Annotated in this window: 17 protein-coding genes, 1 tRNA gene, 1 CRISPR repeat array and 1 other annotated feature; of the genes, 12 read left to right on the forward strand and 6 right to left on the reverse strand. The window is 41.0% G+C overall.

The window, feature by feature from the left end:
• Positions 1–13 precede the first annotated feature (13 nt).
• Positions 14–550, reverse strand: coding sequence for a phycobiliprotein lyase (locus tag QUB80_RS14055; RefSeq protein WP_289790119.1), 537 nt, complete (start codon positions 548–550; stop codon positions 14–16).
• Between the two features lie 682 nt (positions 551–1,232).
• Here QUB80_RS14055 and QUB80_RS14060 point away from each other — a divergent pair.
• On the forward strand, positions 1,233–2,603 hold the full coding sequence (locus QUB80_RS14060; protein ID WP_289790120.1) for an efflux RND transporter periplasmic adaptor subunit: 1,371 nt from the start codon (positions 1,233–1,235) through the stop codon (positions 2,601–2,603).
• A 34-nt stretch (positions 2,604–2,637) separates the two neighbouring features.
• Entirely contained in the window at positions 2,638–5,895 is a 3,258-nt protein-coding gene (locus QUB80_RS14065) for an efflux RND transporter permease subunit (RefSeq protein ID WP_289790121.1), read from the forward strand.
• Here the strand turns inward: QUB80_RS14065 and QUB80_RS14070 are convergent.
• Positions 5,892–6,032 carry a hypothetical protein gene (locus tag QUB80_RS14070; protein WP_289790122.1) on the reverse strand — a complete coding sequence of 47 codons (141 nt, stop codon included), beginning with the start codon at positions 6,030–6,032 and terminating at the stop codon, positions 5,892–5,894. The genes QUB80_RS14065 and QUB80_RS14070 overlap by 4 nt on opposite strands.
• A 250-nt stretch (positions 6,033–6,282) precedes the next feature.
• On the opposite strand from QUB80_RS14070, the gene QUB80_RS14075 reads away from it, so the two are divergent.
• Complete coding sequence (locus QUB80_RS14075; protein ID WP_289790123.1) at positions 6,283–6,684, forward strand: response regulator; 402 nt, start codon at positions 6,283–6,285, stop codon at positions 6,682–6,684.
• A 981-nt stretch (positions 6,685–7,665) separates the two neighbouring features.
• Positions 7,666–9,669 (forward strand): serine/threonine-protein kinase, encoded by a 2,004-nt coding sequence (locus QUB80_RS14080; RefSeq protein WP_289790124.1) that lies wholly within the window; start codon positions 7,666–7,668, stop codon positions 9,667–9,669.
• Between the two features lie 82 nt (positions 9,670–9,751).
• On the opposite strand, the gene QUB80_RS14085 is transcribed toward QUB80_RS14080, so the two are convergent.
• Both QUB80_RS14085 and QUB80_RS14090 read right to left on the reverse strand, forming a co-directional pair.
• Positions 9,752–10,813, reverse strand: coding sequence for a glycosyltransferase (locus tag QUB80_RS14085; protein WP_289790125.1), 1,062 nt, complete (start codon positions 10,811–10,813; stop codon positions 9,752–9,754).
• 475 nt (positions 10,814–11,288) lie between these two features.
• Positions 11,289–12,260, reverse strand: a complete 972-nt coding sequence (locus QUB80_RS14090) for a glycosyltransferase family 2 protein (protein ID WP_289790126.1) — start codon at positions 12,258–12,260, stop codon at positions 11,289–11,291.
• A gap of 145 nt (positions 12,261–12,405) precedes the next feature.
• Between QUB80_RS14090 and rplS the strand changes: the two genes are divergently transcribed.
• From rplS to rplL, 8 genes are all read left to right on the forward strand, one after another.
• Positions 12,406–12,768, forward strand: coding sequence for a 50S ribosomal protein L19 (gene rplS, locus QUB80_RS14095; protein ID WP_289790127.1), 363 nt, complete (start codon positions 12,406–12,408; stop codon positions 12,766–12,768).
• A gap of 153 nt (positions 12,769–12,921) precedes the next feature.
• Positions 12,922–12,994, forward strand: a tRNA-Trp gene (locus QUB80_RS14100).
• Between the two features lie 206 nt (positions 12,995–13,200).
• Positions 13,201–13,428 carry a preprotein translocase subunit SecE gene (secE, locus tag QUB80_RS14105; protein WP_289790128.1) on the forward strand — a complete coding sequence of 76 codons (228 nt, stop codon included), beginning with the start codon at positions 13,201–13,203 and terminating at the stop codon, positions 13,426–13,428.
• A complete protein-coding gene (nusG, locus tag QUB80_RS14110) occupies positions 13,425–14,063 on the forward strand; it encodes a transcription termination/antitermination protein NusG (RefSeq protein WP_289790129.1) in 639 nt (212 codons plus the stop codon). The genes secE and nusG overlap by 4 nt, the downstream gene beginning before the upstream one ends.
• A 6-nt stretch (positions 14,064–14,069) precedes the next feature.
• Complete coding sequence (gene rplK / locus QUB80_RS14115) at positions 14,070–14,495, forward strand: 50S ribosomal protein L11 (protein WP_289790130.1); 426 nt, start codon at positions 14,070–14,072, stop codon at positions 14,493–14,495.
• A 128-nt stretch (positions 14,496–14,623) separates the two neighbouring features.
• On the forward strand, positions 14,624–15,340 hold the full coding sequence (gene rplA / locus QUB80_RS14120) for a 50S ribosomal protein L1 (protein WP_289790131.1): 717 nt from the start codon (positions 14,624–14,626) through the stop codon (positions 15,338–15,340).
• Positions 15,341–15,410: 70 nt separating this feature from the next.
• Positions 15,411–15,598 (forward strand) — a sequence feature (ribosomal protein L10 leader region).
• Positions 15,599–15,688: 90 nt separating this feature from the next.
• Complete coding sequence (gene rplJ, locus QUB80_RS14125; RefSeq protein ID WP_289790132.1) at positions 15,689–16,234, forward strand: 50S ribosomal protein L10; 546 nt, start codon at positions 15,689–15,691, stop codon at positions 16,232–16,234.
• A 179-nt stretch (positions 16,235–16,413) separates the two neighbouring features.
• A complete protein-coding gene (gene rplL, locus QUB80_RS14130) occupies positions 16,414–16,809 on the forward strand; it encodes a 50S ribosomal protein L7/L12 (RefSeq protein WP_289790133.1) in 396 nt (131 codons plus the stop codon).
• 61 nt (positions 16,810–16,870) lie between these two features.
• Here the strand turns inward: rplL and QUB80_RS14135 are convergent, their stop codons facing one another.
• Together QUB80_RS14135 and cas7c are read right to left on the reverse strand one after the other, a co-directional pair.
• Complete coding sequence (locus QUB80_RS14135; RefSeq protein WP_289790134.1) at positions 16,871–18,676, reverse strand: serine/threonine protein kinase; 1,806 nt, start codon at positions 18,674–18,676, stop codon at positions 16,871–16,873.
• A 169-nt stretch (positions 18,677–18,845) separates the two neighbouring features.
• Positions 18,846–21,049: direct repeats of the CRISPR family, unit length 37 nt; unit sequence GTTTCAATCCTCAATCACCTAATAAGGTAATTGTCAC.
• Positions 21,050–21,276: 227 nt separating this feature from the next.
• Positions 21,277–22,137, reverse strand: a complete 861-nt coding sequence (cas7c, locus tag QUB80_RS14140) for a type I-C CRISPR-associated protein Cas7/Csd2 (RefSeq protein ID WP_289790135.1) — start codon at positions 22,135–22,137, stop codon at positions 21,277–21,279.
• Positions 22,138–22,139: the final 2 nt, after the last annotated feature.

Consider the following 22,139-nt stretch of genomic DNA (forward strand, 5'->3'; position numbering starts at 1 on the left):
ACAATAGAACTATTTAAATCCTTTTTTCCAAATACTGGCCAATCATTAATTGTTCGCCTGCACGGGAGATAATTGACTGGCGCGTTCTATATTTACTACCAACAAGCTTTAATTCTTCCTCAAATACGGAACCATTATACTCAGTTCGCAAACAGAGAGTTGTAGGGTTGGGAAAGAAATACTGGGCAGTGACTGGTTTGGCTGTAGCGAAACCACGATCGCGATACAGTATGTTTCCCTTTGCCCCAAATAAGGTTTTTCCCTTAGATTCCTTCCTTCCGGAGATAGAATCAGTGCTTTCCCAGATCACTTCGGCACCACATACTAAACTCACCGCGTCAGGCAAATTGTGCATTTGAGCTAGCTGTTGCAATTCATCACACCTCTGCTCTAAGTACCGGATAGTAATGATACTAACCATTTCTTTTGTTTCTCCCTCCGGCAACGTATAGTAGCGCCGTTCTGAGCGCCACTTGCCCACTGATGCTTGGAAAAATTCTATAAGCAGGGATTCGTTAGTTGTTTGTACAAGTTGTTGCGGTGATGTCACTGGTAGCCTTCCTTGCGCAAAGTTAATTCACACTGAGTTTTGATCGGAAATACATGATGTGTATCCTTCATTTCTAAAACTTTATTTTTCTTAATATAAACTAAATACTTCAAGAATTACTGATAGTTTTGCTACAGTGCGGTAAATGGTTCTTGTTTATTAGATCTCATGCCACTGCGATCGCGTCACCCTATTCTTGAGATGTCGTCTAAAATATAGGCTTTTAATATTAGCCTCAAATTTGTCATAGTAAAAACATGACTTTAGTCACTGCTACATACGTGACTTTCTTGCCATGTGTCTTCCAAGCTTCAGTCTATAGGATAGTAATAGAGAAACAAGCTAGCGGTAAAAGGCTGATTTTGGTTGTTAAAAGCCTTATACCAACAAGCAGATGGAAAGTTAGTTAAAAACATTTATACTTTCTTTTTAGAATTACTAAGATTTCCATCGGTTACTCAGATTTTTCTGTATGTGACCAAATTCAATAGTATTGATCATTTTGTCTATTGATATAATTATATGTCTTTATTTATACAAGTATTTTGCATGAATATTGCTAGTATATTTTTCATTTTGCAGAGGATTCTCTAGTGTCTATGCCGCAGGTTACCTTAGTTGAAATTACTTGTTATATAGACGGGCTTTATAGCTACAAACTTCCTTGGTAGGAGCCAAATCCATGATTCGCGAAGGAAAAAAGCCGCGTAAATTCGTTCAAAATCCCGCTTTGATGTTGGGTTCACCTATCTATTGGCTAGCTAGCTTGCTAGGTATCGCGTTGCTAATCGGAGGTTGTGGCTCGTTTCCCAAAGAATCAGCCGAGGCTCAACAAGAGCGTCGTGGCTCACAAGCAGCTAGTGCAACGCCTGTGGATGTGGCAATCGCCCGCAAGGATTTACTGCAACAGCAACTAGAGTATACAGGCACTACTACACCATACCGGACTGTATCATTGCGATCGCAGGTGGAAGGAAGGCTTGTGGCTTTGAATGTAGATGTGGGGGATATACTCACACAAGGACAAATTGTTGGGCAGGTGGATGATGTGCTATTAAGGACAGCATTAAATCAAGCGGAAGCTGAACTAGCCGCCCTGCAATCAGAAGTAGCCAGAGCAAATACTCAAGTCAGTAATGCTCGTGCGGAAGTAGAGCGGGCGAGACTTGTAGTAACTCAAGCTCAAGCAGATGCACAAAGGCAAGAAAAACTTTTTAAAGAAGGAGCGATCGCCCAACAAGCGGCTGAACAAGCACGTACTACTGCCCAAACTGCTGTGCAAGCATTACGTGCCGCCGAAGAGCAAGTGCGTACAGAACAGCAAGCAGTAGCTGCTGCCAAAGGTAGATTAACTGCTCAAAAAGCTGTAGTGGCACAAGCACAAGAACGCAGATCCTATACAAGACTGACATCTCCAATTGCTGGTGCAGTATTAGAAAAGGTTACAGAACCAGGTAACCTTTTACAACCAGGCAATGAAGTATTAAAAATTGGTGATTTTAGCCGTGTTAAAGTTGCAGTTCAACTTTCTGAGTTAGAACTGGCAAATATTCAGGTAGGGCAATCTGTACAAGTGCGCTTAGATGCCTTTCCTAATGAAAGTTACATTGGTACGGTAACACGCATCTCCCCAGCAGCCGATACTACCGCTCGCTTAGTACCAGTGGAAATAGTGATTCCCAACAGTGATGGCAGAATTGGCAGTGGGCTGCTAGCCAGAGCAAGTTTTGTTAGTAAAGGAGAAGAACAAGTAGTAGTACCGTTGACAGCCATTCAGGGAGTACAGAAAGAACAAGAAAACCGAAATTTAAAATCGACAGACGAAAATACTCAGGGACAAGTATTTGTGGTGTCAAAAACAGAAGATTCAACAAAAGTTACAGCGAGAACCGTCACTTTGGGTAAACGTGCTGATGGCAAAGTAGAAGTTATATCTGGCTTACAACCAGGTGAAGCTTATGTAGTGCGGAGTGGCAAGCCGTTACAAGATGGTAATGCTGTAAGTCTTTCAATTCTCTCTGAGAAATTAGACTCAACTTCGACAGGGAAATAGAAATTGTTTTTGTCTGAATTTTAAATTTAGAAAAATGCAGCAAACAAAAAAGATTGGGGGATTTAGTATCAGTGCCCTTGCTATCCGCCAGCACATTGGCACACTCATGCTTACCTTGGCAGTGATTGTAATGGGTTTCTTTTTCATCACTAAACTACCAGTAGATTTGCTGCCATCAATTACTTATCCCCGGATTGGTGTGCGGGTACAAGCTCCTGGAATTTCACCTGAGGTAGGAGTTGATGAAATTACCAAACCATTAGAAGAAGCTTTTGCCGCAACTGAGGGCGTAGTGCAGGTTTTTTCCCAAACTCGTGAAGGGCAGGTAAATTTGGATCTGTTCTTTCTACCAGGAGGCAATATTGATCAAGCTCTCAATGATGCGACGGCGGCATTTAACAGAGCTAGAAGTGGTTTGCCAGATACTATCGAAGAACCCCGCATATTTAAATTCGATCCCTCCCAATCACCTGTTTACGAAATGGCGTTGACTTCGCCTTCTTTAGAAGGTGTTGATTTGCGGGTATTTGCCGAAGAAGAATTAGCCCGCGAGCTAAGTGTGGTGTCAGGAGTGGCAGGGGTAGATGTATCGGGAGGAGTACAAGAAGAAGTCAGAGTCAATATTGATTTAGATCGCTTGCAAGCTCTTGGTGTTGGTTTAACAGATGTACTCAATGAACTGACAAGCCGTAACCAAGATATTTCTGGCGGTAGAATTTTTGGACAAAATTCCGAACCTCTCACCCGCACTGTCGGGCGTTTTAAAGACGCTAAAGAAATCCGTAATCTTTCTTTTGAAGTTTCTTCCCCTTCCCCCACTTCCTCTACTTCAGGGCAAGTACAAGGCACTACCCCTACTACTTCCCCGCTTCCCAGACGTGTGTATCTGCGTGACTTTGCTGAGGTTATTGACGGTACCGAAAACCAACGTCTGTTCGTCTTACTCAACGGAGAATCGGCAGTCAAAATCAGCATTCAAAAACAACCAGATGCCAACACCATCGATGTTGTTGATGGAGTGAAAAAGCGACTGGAAGAATTGAGACAATCTGGTGTTGTTCCACAAGAGGCAGTTCTCACACCTACTTTGGATGAGTCACGATTTATTCGCAATTCTATTGCTAACGTCACTACTTCCGGGTTAGTAGGAGCAGCACTTGCCGCGATCGCTGTTTTGTTATTTCTCGGTTCAGTACGGCAAACTCTAATTATTGTATTTGCTATTCCTTTGGCAACCCTCGCTGCAATCATTTTGATGGGATTATTTGGCTTATCCCTAAATATTTTCAGCTTGGGTGGTTTGGCATTGGGTGTGGGTATTGTGGTGGATAACTCCATCGTGATGTTGGAGAATATTGCCGAGGGTGCAGGCATGACTCCCGGCAAAGATACGAGAACTCGCCTTAGCCCACTGCGACTGATTCAACAGGCAGAACAAAGTAGCCAGGAAGTAGAATCAGCATTGCTGGCTTCTACTAGCACGAATTTAGTTGCTGTATTGCCGTTTTTGTTGATTGGTGGCTTTATTTCACTACTATTCAATGAGTTAGTTCTCACTATTAGTTTTTCTGTTGCCGCTTCTATCCTGATTGCTGTAACCGTAGTGCCGATGCTCACTTCTCGAATGCTGGCATGGCGCTTTTCCAGTGGTATGAGTGATTTCTGGTTTTTACGGGAGTTTAATAGTCGTTTTGATGCCGCAACCAGAGGATATAGCGCTTTGTTGAGTAAAATATTGCGTTTTCGATTGTTAACAGTGGCGATCGCTATTATCCTACTTGGTGGTGGCAGCTTGTGGATGATACCGCAAATTTCCCAAGAGATTTTACCCCGTATTAATACCGGACAAGCCAATTTATTCGCTCAATTTCCTCCCGGTACTCCTTTAGAAAATAATCAAAAAGTCATGGCTGCGGTTAATGATATCCTCAGCCGTCAGCCAGAAACAGAATACGTATTTTCAACAATTGGAGGTGGTTTATTTGGTAGCAATACTACTGAAAACCCCTTGCGGAGTTCCAGTACCATCACCCTCAAACCTGGTTCAGACGTAGAAGCCTATGTGGAACGAGTTACTCAAGAGTTTAACAAACTAAATTTAGCCGGTATTCGCTTACGTTTATCTCCCGGACAAGTACGAGGTTTAATTCTCACTAATTCTCCCGTTCGTGGTGCTGAAGTTGATATTATCCTGCAAGGAAATGACGCAGACACCTTACAAAAAGCCGGAGAGCAATTACTGGCAAATTTGGAAGAAAAAGTCACCTTAGCTAGATTTCGTCCCGATGCAGATGCGCGTCAACCAGAAATTCAGATTCTTCCCGACTGGGAGCGGGTTGCAGCTTTGGGATTGACTACTAGAGAAATTGGTGACACAATCGCAACTGCAATTCAAGGTAGCGTACCCACACAGTTGCAACGGGGCAATCGTCTTGTAGATGTGCGGGTGCAATTAGATGAAGAATCTGTGCAAACACCTTCGCAACTACAAAGATTGCCTTTATTTGTGGAAAATAATCGCCAAGTGCGCCTGAGCGATGTGGCAAGTATTGTAGATGCCCAAGCTCCTGGAGAAATTCAACGCATTAACCAGCGTCAGGTGTACATTATTGCTGGGAATTTGACGGAAGGAGCAAGTCTTAGCGATGCCCAAGCACAGGTAGATAATGTATTAAACAGTTTCCAATTTCCTCAAGGTGTGAGTGTCTTGCCCAGTTCCACCGCAGAATCTAATCGGCAATTGCAAAATTCTCTACAGTTGTTAGGGGGATTGGCTAGCTTTTTAGTTTTCGTAGTCATGGCAGTGCAATATAATTCACTGATTGACCCCTTAGTAATTATGTTTACTATCCCACTAGCATTAGCTGGGGGTGTTTTTGGCCTTTATATTACCCAAACAGCCATTGGCGCAACGGTAATTGTTGGTGCTGTGTTACTTGTTGGTATCGTTGTTAACAATGCTATCATCATGGTTGAATTGGCAAACCAAATTCGGGAACGGGAAGAAATTAGCCGTAAAGCAGCAATTTTACAAGCTGCTCCCCAACGTTTACGCCCAATCTTGATGACTACAATCACTACTGTTTTGGGTATGTTTCCTTTAGCATTGGGAATTGGGGAAGGTTCAGAATTTCTTCAACCTTTAGGTATTGTCGTATTTGCGGGGTTGTCTTTGGCAACACTGTTAACGTTGTTTATTATTCCCTGTTTTTATGTTCTGCTGCATGATGCTTTGAGTTGGAAATGGGTGAAGCCTATATTAATGCAATTGCGTTTGTTCAGGAAAATCTAAACCCAGAAGCTACCAACTGCCCCCATCACTACCACCTCCACAGTCTCCACCACCAACGCCGCCACTATCACCACCCCAACTACCACCCGTATCCCCATCACTTGAGTAGTCTGAATTAATTCTAGGAATTGATTCAACTTTAGCCTGATAATAATTACAGTGGTGGCATTTTACAAATATTACCCGCTATTTTTTCTTTCTTAACCTATTTGCCAATATTGAAACAACATTTATACCACGGCAGAAAAAAGCGATTTTTTCGGAAAAACTTTAATTCACGGGTATATTACAAGAACTATATCCTGAGTAGGAGGAATTATAAACTCCTGTTTAGTTAAAGGTGTAAGGGTGATTTCAAAATAGGAATTCACTTTTTTTGATTGCAATATGTGTGGTATAGGGGCGAAACAAAACAGTGATCATCATTACATTCTTATCTGTGATGATGTTCCTGAAAATTGCTTTTTTCTTGAAACGGTTCTCAAATTGGAGGGTTATGATGTTGAAATTGTAAATAGCGGAACAGCAGCACTGGCTAAAGTTGAAGCTAGTCAACCCGCTCTTTTGCTGCTAGATTTGATGATGCCAGATATAGACGGATACGAAGTTGCTCGTCGCATTCAGCAAAACCCGACTTTAGAATCTCTTCCTATTGTGTTGATTACGGCTTATGAAGAAGCTCTGATTAATGAAGAGTGTGAAGTCAGGTTGGCTGGAATTATCCGCAAGCCTATTGATCCTGATGAATTATTAAATCAGGTTCAGGCAATTTTGATGTCCAAAAATTAGATCCATTCTAGTTTTAGGCAAAAGATAAAAAATAAACTTTAATTACTCTATATCAATCTTTGGTAATATATTTACCAAAGATTTGACATTTGTTAATCGTTCTAGAGTTAGTACCATGAATAATTCAAAAACGTTATATTTTAAATAATAAAAACCGCTAGCTAGCATATATTATTTTTAAGATTCAATTAGTGAATTACTGGGATTTTAAAAAAGATAGATTACTGTAGCAAGTACTCCCAACTTAATTCATGATTTCCTATAGGCTCTATTTGAGAAATAAACTATTTGAGAAATAAAGATAAGTTTCTAATGTTATTAGATATTAGCCTCTGCTTTTGAGGCTAGAGTGATGATGTGACTCTTAGATAGCGATCGCCAAAAATTTAGAATTTTCTAACGCATGCATACATATTTACGTACTAGAGATGTAATTAACTTTTGCAGCACATCCCATTCCAAATTGGTGAAGCTTTGAGCGGTTGATTTAAGTGCTGGCTATACTATCCAAGTAGGTTAATAGCTGTATTGCTTATGGGCTACCAAGGACAATGCGATCGCCTGTATGTAATTCCTAGCTATCCTGCAACAAAAGCATTAGTTACTTAAGTTGCTCTTGACTTCATAAATAGTAATTAACTATACATATAAAATATCAATTCTTTACATACAAGATTGAGAAAATATAGTAAATTTTTAAACATTAAGAGACTTTCATCATTATGTTAAACAGCTTTCACACTGATTTTGTGCAGCTAGAATAATAATAAGCTTTGCTTATAATTAGTTAGAAATTGAATTATAAACATCTTTGTCTATTTCTATCTAACTATGAAGATAGTGAAAAATCATAATTGTTCTCAATGCCAACTGAAACAATACAAAGTTTGGTAATTTTTGTGCTTTTAATTCAGTTTATTGTAGTCATTTAATTTCCGGTACAACTTTTTTTAGGAAAGTAATATAGAGGCTTGAGATTCAATGTTGCAATCAACTATTAACAATCGTTACAAGATTGTTAAAGTTTTAGGAGAAGGTGGTTTTGGTAAAACTTTTTTAGCAGAAGACACACATTTGCCTTCTGGTCGTTGTTGCGTCATTAAACAGCTAAAACCTGTTACTAATAATCCGCAAATATACCAAATGGTTCAAGACAGGTTTAGACGAGAAGCAGCTATATTGGAGGATTTGGGCAATAGTAACAATCGCATTCCCAATTTGTATGCTTATTTTTCAGAACAAGATAATTTTTATTTAGTTCAAGAATACATTGAAGGCAAAACTCTCACTGAGAAAGTACAAACCGAAGGGGTAATGAATGAGAGTGCCGTGCGAGAAATTCTTAAAAGTTTGTTATATGTTCTCAACTTCGTACACAGCAGACATATTATCCACCGGGACATTAAACCAGATAATATAATTTTGAGGAGTTCGGATAACATACCAGTACTGATTGATTTTGGTGCAGTGCGAGAATCAATGGGTACAGTATTGAATTCTCAGGGCAATCCTACCAGTTCGATTGTAATTGGTACACCAGGATTTATGCCTCCAGAGCAAGCAGCTGGCAGACCTGTTTATAGTAGCGATTTATACAGTTTAGCCTTGACGATGATTTATCTGTTGACTGGGAAAATGCCGCATGAGTTAGAGACAGATCCCAGAACAGCAAACATTATCTGGCATCAATATGCAATAAATGTTAGTCCGAGTTTGCGAATGATTTTGGATCGGGCGATCGCTTATAACCCAGGTGTTAGTATAGCCCCTTCGCCAGAGGCTCGCTATGCCACAGCCAGAGAAATGATTGACGCTTTGCAGTCTCCTGCTGCTGATTATGTTGCTCCTACAGTACCTTCTTTCCAATACAACTCTGGTAAATACTATTCTCCACCGCCTACAGTTGTAAATTCTGGTGGTAACCCACCTCAATATATTTCACCTAGTACACCTACAAATTCTAGGTCGAATTCGTCAGCAAGCAGTAATCCTCCTCAGTACGTCTCGCCGGGTACACCAATAAATTCTGACTCGATGTGGGTAGGTGGAGGCGGTACATTTAATACCTCTGTTTCTGTACCGCTCGAAATTCAAGGTTGGAATTGGGGAGCATTTCTCATATCGCCTTTGTGGTGTCTAACTAACCAAGTCTGGATTGGTTTAATTTCCTGGATACCCTATCTCGGCTTACCAATGCCTTTTATTCTAGGTGCAAAAGGAAATGTGTGGGCTTGGAGAAGTAGACAGTGGCGAAGCGTACAAGATTTTAAAGCCCATCAAAGAGCTTGGGCAAAAGCAGCAATTATTGTTTACTCAAGCTTTGCAGCTTTATTTATACTTTTAGCTTTTATTGGTGCCAATCTTCCAGAAGAAGACAATTCTTCTAATACTAACAACTCAAGCTTGAACCAATCGAACTCTAGTCCTAACCCTACTCCTAGCCAATCAGATCCTCCTAGTTCTTCAAACTCAACAACTGAAACAGGCATATTTGAGGAAGTTGAAATTAGCAACCTTGATACGTACACCTACAAGACAGGTCTATTCTCAATTGATATTCCTCAAGGATGGACTCTCAAAGATAATAGTAATGCAAATGAAGTAATTATATATTGGCTGGACAACACTAAAAATGCTCTAGTTCAGGTTAACGTTTTCATTGTAGAACGCGAGCTAGATCAGGAGCAGTTGACTACTATGTTAAAAAATTTCATCAACAATTTTGCTGCTTCCCAAACAAACTTGACGATGAATCAACCTGTACGCCAATCCGACAATAGTGTCAGAATTACTTGGAGGTATACAACTCAAACTCAAGGTTTTTCAGGAAGGCTAACAGTTAATAGCTTTATTAAACATCAAGGCAATAAAGTTTCGATTGACTCCTATGTTGTACCTAGCGAGCAATACGAAAAGCTTTTACCAGCTATTAACCAAGTTATTGGTAGTTACAAGCTTAATGCTTCGGCTCCTTTAAATCTTTAAGTAGTTAGTAAAGACGGGATGAACCGAAGCGTTTGTACAAGTAGTGGTTAGTTGTTAATTATTAGCTATTAACCATTAACAGTCATTTTTTCACTAACTCTAAATACACCGCTAGATTTTCCTGATGAACGCGAGTAACATCTAACCACTCTAAGTTTTGATGCGCCTTTATTTTCCACTCATTTAGAGCTTCTGAATTACTCAATAAATTTACTAAGGCGGCAGCCAAAGCTTTACTATCTTTTGCTGGTATTAAAATGCCAGCTTTTCCATTGTCTAAAGCTTCCGGTATGCCATCGACTTGAGTGGCAATAATAGCACAACTAGCTTCACGTGCTTCTGAAAGTACAAGACCGAAGGGTTCACGGTGAGATGCTAACACGAATATGTCACAAGCTAGCAAATAGCGTTGAGGTTCAGCTTGAAAGCCTTCAAAATGAATGCGGGAGGTGAAGGCAGTTTGACTTGCCTGTGTTTCAAATAAGTGGCGATCAGGACCATTTCCAATAAGATACAAATGGGCTTCAGGAAAATCTGAGGCAATTTGTCCAAAAGCTGCAATTAACTCAGTTATACCCTTACGCTGATACATCCCTGCCACAGTGGCGATCGCGGGACGTTGTAATGGTAAAGGTTGATACTCTTGTAACGGACGACTGCGGGGACTACCGAGAGTACCGTTGCATATCACCCGCAACTTTTCTTGATGAATACCACGCCGTGCCATAGACTCGGCAACTGCTGTACTCACAGCAACTACTCTATCGGCAAGTCCCATTAGTATGCTGGCTCGTTGAAATTCGTTATGTACCGTGGCAACTAAACCGTATCCACCTTTATTTCTGAGTAAACCTGCTAGCACAACTCCTGTCATCATGTGGGCATGGACTATATTCGGTTGAAACTCTTGTATAATTGACCGATATCCTACAGCCGCTTTAATAATATTAATTGGCTTCCTACTTTGATCGAGTTGGTAGTGCTTAACACCAAAACTTGTTAGTAAGGCTTCGTATTCTCCCCCTCCTGAAATAACTGCTACCTCAAAACCGCTTTTTGCCTGCAAACAAGCAAGGTCTACAGTTACATTTACAATGCCGTTACCAATTTCTTGAATGTGATTCAATATATGTATTATTCGCATAATATTTGAGATGAATCTAAGAAATTAATATATAGCAATCCTAAATCATTGATAAAACTCTTCCTTCTTTGTGTAGTTTGTGTACTACCATGCGGAAAGGCGCTTCGCGTCTATGTGGTTAGTTAGTTCCAGCATCTTTTTATAAATTAGATAGGACTGCTATAGCTTTATATATGAATACCTTAATATTAATTGATGATAAGAGTTTAGCTTTATATAAATTTAATCAAACTAGAGCTAATATCAAGTAAATATGTAGCTGCTATTTTTAGAATATAAAAAATAAAAATATGTAAATCAGAGTGTAGCATTCCCAGAAAAAATAGAAAACAAAACTAGAAAATTAGCTCTCTGACTTCTTAAAGAAGTCGGAGAGCTATAATATGAAAGCAAAAAAATTCTATACTTAATCCCTAAATTGCTTTGCATGGTAATTTTGATGAATGTGTTTTAAATTGTGCATTTTCCCGTTGAATCATTTAATTAATACATATTTTTGAATTTGAGTGCTGCTGAAATTTCGGCGGTTCAATAGAGCATGAAACAAAAGACTCCAGGCTTGCCAAGAAAAGATTGCAGGAATAGCAGAAAAAATTATACTGTTAAAGCTCTGAAGATTTTTCTGTTTTAAAGCTACGAGCAACCAATGCAATTTCAAATAATTTTGAATATCTTTAAGAGCAGGAATGTGAGCATAGTGCTTTTCGCTAACCAAAGAGTAAATCTTCTCCTTCATCACAGAATTAGTCTTTAGGCGCCGAGACAAAGAGAACTTATGATTGCAAGCACCTTGCCATATAGTTCGGTAAGTAAGGCATTGATTAATAAAAATTGCATCACCAAACTTAGCAATATTAATCCAAGAATCAATATCATCACAATTGGTATCAAGTTGAGAATCCCAACCGCCTGTTTTTAAGAAGACATCACGACGACAAGCTACCTGTACAGGTGTACCAAATGGAAGAAGTTCGAGCAGCATACCGTAATGAATATCTGCTTGTGGAGTGTAAAAAGCTAACCCGGCACCTAATTGTGGTGTACGGCTAAGTTCAACTTCATGTTCATTAATTTGAGCAGCCATACAAGATGCGATCACAGCTTGGGGACGAAGTGCGATCGCTCGTGCCATTTCCTCCAGACAATTGGGAGCTAAGTAGTCGTCATCATCCAAAAACTTAATCCAATCACCACTGGACTTAAGAACACCCGCATTCACAGTTGCTGCATGCCCAGAGTTAACCTGATTACGATGGTACACAAAGCGAAAGTTTCCACTCTCTAAAAATTTTTCTCTACAATAACTTAAGTACTCTTGGGTGCCATCTGAGGAACAGTCATCAGCCACAACCACTTCACAGGGAATAGTTTGCCTCAAAGCAGAGTCTATCGCTCTTTTCAGCAAATCCAAACGGTTGTAAGTTGTAATCACTATGCTAAATTTCATACGTTTTCTACCTATGGCACACTTTTGTGACATCACATTTTCTTAATTTGATGACACAACAGGTGAAAACGTCATCAGTTTAATCCACTAGACTGATATAGGGTTGAAGATTTATTATGGATGATTGTGAGTTTTTCTGTAGACTATGAACGCTCAAGAAATAATCCGCTCTATTGAAGCGGAACAGCTAAAATCAAATCTGCCCAATATATATGTGGGCGACACAGTTAAAGTGGGTGTCAAAATTAAAGAAGGAGACAAATACCGTGTACAGCCCTACGAAGGAGTTGTAATTGCCATGCGTAATGGCGGAATTAATGAAACCATTACAGTTCGCCGTGTATTTCAAGGCATTGGTGTTGAGCGGGTATTTTTGGTTCATTCTCCTCGCATAGACAGCATCAAAGTAGTACGTCGTGGTAAAGTTCGGCGTGCTAAACTTTACTATCTACGCAATCGTGTTGGCAAGGCTACTCGGATTAAGCAGCGCTTTGACCGTGCTTTGTAATCGATAATGTAGAGTATGGGACAAAGATTCACACAAACAGCGGCATCAGCCGCTAATTTGTCTCCCGAAGTCAAAAATAAAGTTAACAAAAAACGCCAAATTGGGTTAAACTAGAAAAAGTCTGATGCAATAACTGAATCAAAGACAGCGTGTGCGCTCTTAGTTCAGTTGGTAGAACGCAGGTCTCCAAAACCTGATGTCGGGGGTTCAAGTCCTCCAGGGCGCGCTGTAAACGAAAAACCCGAATCGAGTGCAATAGTGGTTGAAAAGACAAGCAACCAGCACTTTTGATTTCGGGTATAATTGTTTTATTTGCAGCTTTTTTTCAAGCAATTATTTAAAGTTCAGAAATAAAGTTGCGATCGCCTATAGAAATTAAATGAAAATTAGCATTTAATGGCTGTATCAGCTATGGGGGGGAGTAAAAGTACCGTGGCCAAGAAAAACGAAGCAGAAATCCAAGAAACTACTAGCAATGGGTTTAGCTTAGGCAACTTCTTTCAAGGACTGAAAGAAGAATTTGAAAAAGTTGTTTGGCCCAGTCGCAGACAGTTAGTGAGCGAATCAGCAGCTGTCTTGCTGATGGTATCCCTATCGGCATCTGTGCTTTTTTTGGTTGATAAATTTTTTACTTGGGCAGCACAACAGGTATTCGGATGACTTCTGCAACAGACGAAGAACACAATTTTCTTGTGCAGTCAGAGGAAACACAAGAACGTATGGCAGCAGAGCATGAAGCTCGCTGGTATGCCGTACAAGTAGCCTCTGGTTGTGAAAAACGTGTGAAGACTAACTTAGAACAGCGCATCCAGTCGTTTGATGTAGCTGATAAAATTCTTCAGGTAGAAATTCCGCACACACCAGCAGTAAAAATCCGTAAAGATGGTAGTCGTCAACATACAGAAGAGAAAGTCTTCCCTGGCTATGTACTAGTCAGAATGGTGATGGATGATGACTCCTGGCAGGTAGTACGGAATACCTCCCATGTAATTAATTTTGTGGGAGCAGAGCAAAAGCGTGGCGGTGGTAAAGGCCGCGGTCACGTCAAACCAGTGCCGCTAGGTCATGCAGAAGTAGAACGAATCTTCAAACAGACTAGCGAACAAGAGCCAATTGTCAAAATTGACATGGCGACTGGTGATAAGATAGTCGTGCTTTCTGGCCCATTTAAGGACTTTGAAGGCGAGGTGATAGAAGTTAGTCCAGAACGAAGCAAGCTCAAAGCTTTACTTTCGATTTTTGGACGAGATACACCTGTAGAATTGGAATTTAATCAGGTTCAGAAACAGAGTTAATTAGAAATGGCGAAAAAAGTAGTAGCGGTCATTAAACTGGCCCTTAACGCTGGGAAAGCCAACCCAGCACCGCCAGTCGGCCCTGCCTTGGGTCAGCACGGCGTTAACATCATGATGTTTTGTAAGGAGTACAACGCCAAAACAGCAGATCAAGCTGGGACGGTGATACCTGTAGAAATTTCGGTTTATGAAGATCGGAGTTTCACATTTGTACTCAAAACACCTCCGGCATCGGTGTTGATTACTAAAGCGGCAAAAATCGACAAAGGTTCTAGTGAACCTAACAAAAGAAAAGTTGGGTCAATTACACAGGAACAACTACGGCAAATTGCTCAAACTAAATTGCCCGATCTCAATGCCAATGATATTGATGCGGCAATGAAAATTATTGCAGGCACTGCCAAGAATATGGGCGTAACCGTGACAGATTAGTTAATGGTCATTGGTCATTAGTCATTAGGAAAGACAATGGCAAAGGACAAATGACAAAATCTAAAATCCAAAATCCAAAAATTTTCGGGGGAGAGAATTTACCTCGTTAAATACCCCAGGAGAGAGAAATGGCAAAGAAAGTATCGTGTCGTTTGCAGGCGCTATTAGAAAAAGTTGAAGATAGGGAGTATGCTCCTATCGATGCTTTAAATCTTTTAAAAGAGACAGCAACAGCAAAGTTTCCCGAAGCAGCTGAAGCACACATTCGGCTAGGAATTGATCCAAAGTATACAGACCAACAACTGCGAACAACAGTAGTACTGCCCAAAGGTACAGGACAAGAAGTACGGGTGGCAGTGATTGCAAGAGGGGAAAAGGTAACAGAAGCAACTAACGCAGGTGCTGATGTTGTCGGTTCAGAAGAACTGATTGACGAAATTCAAAAGGGCAGGATGGATTTTGACAAGCTGATTGCCACACCGGATGTGATGCCGCAAGTAGCAAAGCTTGGTAAATTACTTGGCCCTCGTGGCTTGATGCCATCGCCAAAGGGTGGAACAGTAACATTTGACATCGCAAGTGCGATCGCTGAGTTCAAAGCTGGTAAACTAGAATTTCGTGCCGATCGCACAGGTATTGTGCATGTTATGTTTGGTAAGGCATCCTTCTCGCCAGAAGATTTACTGGTAAACTTAAAGGCGTTGCAAGAAACTATCGACCGCAACCGTCCTTCAGGAGCCAAAGGCCGTTATTGGCGCACAGTATATGTGTCTGCCACAATGGGGCCATCAATCAAAGTTGATATCAACGCCCTGCGCGATTTGAAATTAACTGAAGCAGCGTAAATTTAGTCATTAGTCAATGGTCATTAGTCATTGGCAAAAAACAAATGACTAATGACAAATGGCAACGGACACAACTAAATAACCAAAGCCGGAGACAGCAGGTGCCATTGGCTTAATATCCTGCCGAGGTTTGTATTCCAATTGCTTGAGGTTTTACCTATTGAAGGTGTAGGCATTCTGGCACTAGGAATCAGGCGTATAAAATTCGCCCCTCAAGTTAAACCCCGGCTTTAGCAGCTGGGGTTTATTGTTTTCGCTACTGGCTAATTGCTAATTGTTAATGGCTAATAGTAAATCGCAATGAACAATTAGCAATTAACAAATTCCTTCCAAGGAGGTGAAACAAGAATGGGTAGAACCATAGAAAACAAAAAAGCGATCGTGAGTGAACTCAAAGAAACTTTGGGTGAGTCACAATTAGCACTGGTAATCGACTACCAGGGGCTAACGGTTGCTGAAATTACCGATTTGCGCAGGCGCTTGCGACCAACTGGCACTGTTTGTAAGGTAACAAAGAATACTCTGATGGGTATTGCCATCGAAGAAGATGAAAAATGGCAACCGATGTCGGAATTGCTCAAGGGTTCTTCCGCCTTTTTGTTAGTAAAAGAGGATTTCTCTGCTGCAATTAAGGCTTACCAAGATTTCCAGAAAGCTACCAAGAAGACAGAACTTCGTGGCGGCGTTATGGAAGGGCGTCTGCTCAAAGAACCAGATGTCAAAGCGCTGGGTGATTTACCTTCCAAAGAGCAACTTATGGCGCAAATTGCTGGAGCAATCAATGCTTTGGCAACAAAGATTGCCGTTGGAGTCAACGAGGTTCCCAGTTCGCTGGCTCGTGCTTTACAAGCATATGCCGACAAAGACAAAGGCGGCGAAGAAGTTAGTGGTTAATAGCTAATAGCTAATGGTGAAGCAGCGTTGCGCGGGTTAAGCGCGTTGTAGTACCTGGCGTCGGGTTAAGCGCGTCGTAGCACCTGCTGAACCCGAAGGGCTAATTGCAATCAACAATTAACAATTAGCAATTAACAACTACAAACAATCAACAAATTCACATTACAGGAGTTATATCAATGTCCGCAGCAACTGATGAAATTTTGGAAAAATTGAAAACCCTAAGTTTGCTAGAAGCAGCTGAGTTAGTAAAGCAAATTGAAGAAGCCTTTGGTGTTAGTGCTGCTGCACCTGCTGGTGGCATGATGATGATGGCTGCTCCTGGTGCTGCTGCTGCACCTGCTGAAGCAGTAGAAGAGAAAACCGAGTTTGATGTAATTCTTGAATCTGTTCCAGCCGATAAGAAGATTGCTGTACTCAAGGTTGTACGGGAAATAACCGGTTTGGGTCTCAAAGAAGCAAAAGATTTGGTAGAATCGGCACCTAAGCCTGTTAAGGAAGCTATTGCTAAGGAAGCTGCCGAAGATGCTAAGAAGCGCATTGAAGAAGCTGGCGCTAAGGTGAGTGTGAAATAGTCAATATTTGTCTCTGTTTTGGAAGATTTGACAGGAGCCTAACTGAGGCTCCTTTTTTAAATCAACACTTTCTTGCATCGGCAGGGTTGACAAAATCATGTAAGTCTGAATCCCATACGCTGATGTAAATCAAGCCGCACTCTTGACGTACAATTTGGCCTTTTAGGGAGCCGATCGCAAAACGAAAATTATCCAATCGCCGTTGTCGCACTTGTAGCAATCCTTGCCTAATTTCTTCTGTGACTTGACGCCCTAACATTCCCTCCAAAGTTGTTAGCATAACTTGAAAGTCTATAGATTGAGCAAAAGCTACCTCTGTTTGACGAATCCTGCCAGAATTACGGTCAAATAAGTAGCCAAGGTGAATGCGATTTGGCACTAATATATAACTGACAGCACGAGTATTGCGCCAAATACCTCTTGAATCTTGGCTTGGTTTACCAAGGGCAGCTTCTACAGTACTTCTTTGCGTACCCACAGAAAATCCTGGAACTTTTTGCGTGCCGATAGTGCGAGATGATTGATTGCGAGGTACGTTGTTTTGTGGTTGAGAAACTGTAGCTGGTGGCGCTGATGCAACTGGAAACTCAGCAGTATCTTCAGGCTCTGATGGAGTAGGTACAGAAGGTACAGGATTAGATTGCTGTTGTTTTGGTGGTGATTGCGAATTTACTGGTGGATTGGCTTCCTCAGAAGTAGGAGCCGGGGATTCTGGCGCAGGAGATAGATCTGTTGAAAGCGGTGTGGGAGTGGGTAATATTGGTGAGTGGGCAGACTCTGGCTTGCGGGTGATATTAACGATCGCAAGCGTACCAATCAAGCTAGCAACAACCAAACTGCCAACAATCCAAGTCGGCTTTTGCCACTTTCTAGGAATGGAATAGGTGAGGGTAACAGGAGCGTTTTGATTGGAAGGCAATAGCTGAGTTTCCTGAGATGCGGCACTAAAAGTAGGGAGCGAGGTGACAATGGGTTGAATTGCAATTGTTGTCTTTGGTGTAGGAGGGGAATAAGACTGCAAAGCATCTAGCATTTTGCTTGCCGTAGTGTAGCGATCGCTAGCTTGGGGTTTAATTGCCCGGTTAAGTATCATTGCCAACTGCGGCGATACTCCAGGAGCATGATGTTGCCAAAGTATTTCACCCGTTTGCGGGTTGGTTTTTAGTTCCCGTGGATGTTTGCCAGTCAGTAAGTAAATCGCTGTTAAACCTAAGCTATAAATATCTGTAGCGTAAACTGGACGTCCTACAACTTGTTCGCTTGGCATATATCCTGGTGTACCCATAACCAGCGATTGAGTGGTGTATCCTGGCGAATTCTCTACTGAACGTATTGTTTCCTTCACTGCACCAAAATCAATAAGCACCGGCTCACCCCCCCTAACCCCCCTTTGATAAGGAGGTATGCTGGAAGCGTAAGGGTTGCGAAGAATAATATTATCTGGCTTGATATCTCTATGGATGATGCCTTTACTGTGGATGTAATCTAAAACAGGCAGCAAACTTAATAAAATTTCTCTAACTGCTGTTTCGCCCACTGAACTTTGAGTTTTAATAAGACTTGACAAGGTTTGGCCTTTAATCCATTCTTGAACAAGATAAAACTGTCCATTTTCAGAAAAGTAGGCATAGAGCTTGGGAATTTGCTCGCTACCTTCACCCAAATACTCTAAAGTGGTTGCTTCCCGTTCAAATCGCCGCTGAATCTTGGGGTAAATTTTTGGATCGTTTGTGATTGGTTTGAGCTGTTTAATCACGCAACGACGGCGAGAAGGCAGATGGGTATCTTCTGCCAAAAAGGTTTCACTAAACCCACCAACACCTAGTACCTGGATAACTTGATAGCGATTGTTCAGCAGCTTTGTCATGCTCCGTTCATAGTCTTAGTGAAACTCCAAATTAGGAGGTTCGCCTTTTGAAAATACCCCATTACCAATCAATTCTTGCTATGAGCTTATTAATTTTCTGAAAAAAACGTATCTATCCAAGTAAGTGAAACATAATGAACTATATCTATGTCATTGGTAGTGGAACCTAGTTTCAATTCTCAATCACCTAATAAGGTAATTGTCACCGCTGCCGCTATTGCGGAAGATACTGAGATTGCTTGTTTCAATCCTCAATCACCTAATAAGGTAATTGTCACGAAGGATCAGAAGGATCACCCCTCCCTCAAGCCCGTTTCAATCCTCAATCACCTAATAAGGTAATTGTCACAAAGCTCAGTACCTATCGAAGTTTTGCAAACTAGTTTCAATCCTCAATCACCTAATAAGGTAATTGTCACATTGATAAATTTAATACTCCTTTATCCTCTGTGATTGTTTCAATCCTCAATCACCTAATAAGGTAATTGTCACAAAACTTGCAGATGCTAAAGGATTAAATATAAGTTTCAATCCTCAATCACCTAATAAGGTAATTGTCACTAACGCTGAGGGTTACACGTGGCCTGAACGATTCACTGTTTCAATCCTCAATCACCTAATAAGGTAATTGTCACCTAAGTTCTCCAAGATGTATTCGTAGTAATCACCACGTTTCAATCCTCAATCACCTAATAAGGTAATTGTCACCTGCGCAAACGCTCCCAGAAGCCCAAGCGGTGACGGTGTTTCAATCCTCAATCACCTAATAAGGTAATTGTCACTCAGTAGGTGAAGTACCATTTGACGTCAAGAAGATACCGTTTCAATCCTCAATCACCTAATAAGGTAATTGTCACTCTACAGGGTGAGGAAATGGGTAGATGCTATGCTGTTTCAATCCTCAATCACCTAATAAGGTAATTGTCACGCCAGTGTACGCTGTGTGAACATCGGACTAGTATAGAGTTTCAATCCTCAATCACCTAATAAGGTAATTGTCACATCCTAAGTCTGGTCAACAGATTGCATCTGTACTTGCTGTTTCAATCCTCAATCACCTAATAAGGTAATTGTCACAGCCCAGCTATTGTTCTTCTCTGGAAGTCCTTGTCTGTTTCAATCCTCAATCACCTAATAAGGTAATTGTCACCCAGGGGGCGTCCGACTTCCCACGTCGGGCTTCCCGTTTCAATCCTCAATCACCTAATAAGGTAATTGTCACTTCCTGGTACTTTGGCGATTGGATTATTGCTTGGATTTGTTTCAATCCTCAATCACCTAATAAGGTAATTGTCACTAAATTACAAGAGCTTATAAAAATAGCGGCTAAAGTTTCAATCCTCAATCACCTAATAAGGTAATTGTCACCTCCCACAGATATAGCGGTAATTCCTTTGCGAATTGTTTCAATCCTCAATCACCTAATAAGGTAATTGTCACCTTGCTGCGGAATCGTTTCGATTTCTTCAGAATTTGTTTCAATCCTCAATCACCTAATAAGGTAATTGTCACCAAATTATTGAGTCCCCTATCTCTGCTAATCCTGTTTCAATCCTCAATCACCTAATAAGGTAATTGTCACTCCCGGCATATCCATTAAGTTAAGGAGTTTAGAGATGTTTCAATCCTCAATCACCTAATAAGGTAATTGTCACAACTCAGAAATTCCCATGGGTAGCACACTTGGGAGTTTCAATCCTCAATCACCTAATAAGGTAATTGTCACTTGGGGGAATCTTTCAGGGTCTAGAGGGAGCCGTTTCAATCCTCAATCACCTAATAAGGTAATTGTCACCACAAGATATTCACAGAATTAGAATAGGCGATAGGTTGTTTCAATCCTCAATCACCTAATAAGGTAATTGTCACTTCTACTATTGTCTACTTTGGAGAGCATTGGGTAGTTTCAATCCTCAATCACCTAATAAGGTAATTGTCACGAGTGCGATCGGTAGGGAACTCTTGGGATGCACCCTGTGTTTCAATCCTCAATCACCTAATAAGGTAATTGTCACTTCTAAGTTCCCTGAGAGCTGTAACATTCCAGTTTCAATCCTCAATCACCTAATAAGGTAATTGTCACCCCCTTTAAAACCGATAAGTCAGAAGCAGGCGTTGATGTTTCAATCCTCAATCACCTAATAAGGTAATTGTCACAATAGTGGTTAATAGTCGCTATTTTACGCTCCAAGTTTCAATCCTCAATCACCTAATAAGGTAATTGTCACTACACTGGGTGAAGGTTGCTGAGGTGCCGTTGGGTTGTTTCAATCCTCAATCACCTAATAAGGTAATTGTCACCGAGTTTCAGCATTATGAATCCCTATCAAGCAAGTGTTTCAATCCTCAATCACCTAATAAGGTAATTGTCACCCCCGTCTTGAGAAACCTTTGAAAAGACGAGATTTGTAAAAGAGTTTGCGCGGATACCTGCCCAGTATCTCATGCCAGTACAAAGAGTAAATAACTAAAACGCTCAAATCCTTGTTAAGTAAGGTGCGCGGATGGTTATAGCGACCCAAGACGCTGAATTCATACTGTGCAAAAGTTTCGGGTTTACTCATAGTTACTTCGTTTTAACACCTAGCCATTCGCGCACTTTAAGCTAGTCTAGTTAATGTCACGCCATCTGGGAAGCGATCGTCATCGACTTTTATTTTGTAGTCAGAAAAGCTGCGAGGTACATCAGCATTTGCTTGTATTTGCAGTTTATCAAAAAGCTGATGAACTGGGTAATTACCATATTTAGCAGCATGAGTGAATACATAAAACCCGCGACAAGCCATAAATCCGCGTGAAGATGAGCGATCAAATTCCCAGGCTTTAATTAAGGCTTCCCAGAATAGTTCTAAATCACGCTGGGTTACACAGTTTGCAGCCAAGTGAGGATTATAAAAAATATGAGCTTTGTACAAACCATAGGGTAAAATTTCTTTTCTTCCCATAGTTTTGTTATCTTTACCTTCACGCTCCTCTGTAGCAGCACATCGGGTAATAGTAACGGATTGAGGGAGTACAGGGTCAATACTTCTGGCAAAACTAATTTGCATTGGTCCCCAAAGTTGCCCAGCTTTTAAACCAATAGAAAGAACTGCACCAAACATTCTTATATCATAGAAATTTTGCTGCATCCACTCAGCTACCTTAGCTTGCTGCTCTGGTGTTCCTTCTTTTTCTGGGAAATTCATTGCTACATAACCACGTTTTATTGTTTCTCGTAGCACTCCACCCTGTTCAATAAAAAGTTTGTATTTTTCCGGTTTGTCCTCATCCTTACTTACCATCTCCACATAATTACGCACTTTACGTTTGAGACAAGCATCAGTTACTAGTCCTTGTCTGGTTTGTGGATCAATTCGGGGTTGGTTGCCAGCATCCGGATCGCCGTTGGGATTTCCGTCAAGGCAGTCAAACAGCAGGATAGCATCGTGTTTTTTGGTTGGGTCTAGGTGTATGGTCATAA

Origin of the sequence: Chlorogloeopsis sp. ULAP01 (assembly GCF_030381805.1) — a bacterium.
In the GTDB taxonomy this organism is placed as follows: Bacteria; Cyanobacteriota; Cyanobacteriia; order Cyanobacteriales; family Nostocaceae; genus Chlorogloeopsis.

Bases quoted from the DNA above. Each gene is read 5' to 3' on its own strand.
- rplL (WP_289790133.1), top strand. From the start codon at position 16,414: ATGTCCGCAGCAACTGATGAAATTTTGGAAAAATTGAAAACCCTAAGT.
- QUB80_RS14080 (WP_289790124.1), top strand. From the start codon at position 7,666: ATGTTGCAATCAACTATTAACAATCGTTACAAGATTGTTAAAGTTTTA.
- nusG (WP_289790129.1), top strand. From the start codon at position 13,425: ATGACTTCTGCAACAGACGAAGAACACAATTTTCTTGTGCAGTCAGAG.
- rplA (WP_289790131.1), top strand. From the start codon at position 14,624: ATGGCAAAGAAAGTATCGTGTCGTTTGCAGGCGCTATTAGAAAAAGTT.
- QUB80_RS14135 (WP_289790134.1), bottom strand. From the start codon at position 18,676: ATGACAAAGCTGCTGAACAATCGCTATCAAGTTATCCAGGTACTAGGT.
- rplS (WP_289790127.1), top strand. From the start codon at position 12,406: ATGAACGCTCAAGAAATAATCCGCTCTATTGAAGCGGAACAGCTAAAA.
- rplK (WP_289790130.1), top strand. From the start codon at position 14,070: ATGGCGAAAAAAGTAGTAGCGGTCATTAAACTGGCCCTTAACGCTGGG.
- cas7c (WP_289790135.1), bottom strand. From the start codon at position 22,137: ATGACCATACACCTAGACCCAACCAAAAAACACGATGCTATCCTGCTG.
- QUB80_RS14065 (WP_289790121.1), top strand. From the start codon at position 2,638: ATGCAGCAAACAAAAAAGATTGGGGGATTTAGTATCAGTGCCCTTGCT.
- QUB80_RS14075 (WP_289790123.1), top strand. From the start codon at position 6,283: ATGTGTGGTATAGGGGCGAAACAAAACAGTGATCATCATTACATTCTT.
- QUB80_RS14090 (WP_289790126.1), bottom strand. From the start codon at position 12,260: ATGAAATTTAGCATAGTGATTACAACTTACAACCGTTTGGATTTGCTG.
- rplJ (WP_289790132.1), top strand. From the start codon at position 15,689: ATGGGTAGAACCATAGAAAACAAAAAAGCGATCGTGAGTGAACTCAAA.
- QUB80_RS14060 (WP_289790120.1), top strand. From the start codon at position 1,233: ATGATTCGCGAAGGAAAAAAGCCGCGTAAATTCGTTCAAAATCCCGCT.
- QUB80_RS14085 (WP_289790125.1), bottom strand. From the start codon at position 10,813: ATGCGAATAATACATATATTGAATCACATTCAAGAAATTGGTAACGGC.